The organism is Caballeronia arvi (genome assembly GCF_001544695.2).
Classification (GTDB): Bacteria; Pseudomonadota; Gammaproteobacteria; order Burkholderiales; family Burkholderiaceae; genus Caballeronia; species Caballeronia arvi.
Map to the genome: position 1 here is coordinate 1 of NZ_FCOM02000307.1, position 694 is coordinate 694.

1 protein-coding gene is annotated in these 694 nt (G+C 64.6%); it reads left to right on the forward strand.

Annotation, left to right across the window (positions count from 1 at the left end):
- Nucleotides 1-666, forward strand: a 666-nt coding sequence (locus tag AWB74_RS45050; RefSeq protein WP_061152857.1) for an ABC transporter permease, incomplete at its 5' end; no start/stop codon positions are given.
- Nucleotides 667-694 lie beyond the last annotated feature (28 nt).

Consider the following 694-nt stretch of genomic DNA (forward strand, 5'->3'; position numbering starts at 1 on the left):
CCGCCGCCGGGCTGGACGCTGGAGTGGTATCGCCAGTTGTTCACCGACTCCGGCTGGGTCGATGCGCTGCTCACGAGCGCCAAGCTCGCAGTGATCGTCACAGTGCTGTCGGTCGTGCTCGGCTTCCTCGCGTCGCTTGCGCTCGTGCGCGGCAAGTTCAAGGGACGCAGTGCGGCGCAGGCGTTCTTCCTCACGCCGATGGTGCTGCCCGTGGTCGTGCTCGCGGTCGCGCTGTATGCGTTCAGCCTGCGTGTCGGACTCAACGGCACGACGACGGGCTTCGTCATCGGCCATCTGATCATCGCGCTGCCGTTCTCGATCATCTCGATCAGCAATTCGCTCGCGAGCTTCGACACGGCGCTCGAAGATGCGGCGCTCATCTGCGGCGCGTCGCCGCTCGAAGTGAAGCTGCGCGTCACGTTGCCCGCGATTCATCTCGGCATCTTCGCGGCCGCGATCTTCTCGTTCCTCGCGTCGTGGGATGAAGTCGTCGTGTCCATCTTCATGTCGAGCCCGACGCTGCAGACCTTGCCCGTGCGCATCTGGTCGACCTTGCGTCAGGATCTGACGCCCGTCGTCGCCGCGGCTTCTTCGCTGCTCGTCGCGCTGACGACCTTTTTAATGCTGGCGGCCGCGGTGCTGCGCCGTCCCCGTTCCGTGAAGTGAGGTAACGCGCCATGACATTCCTTCAGAT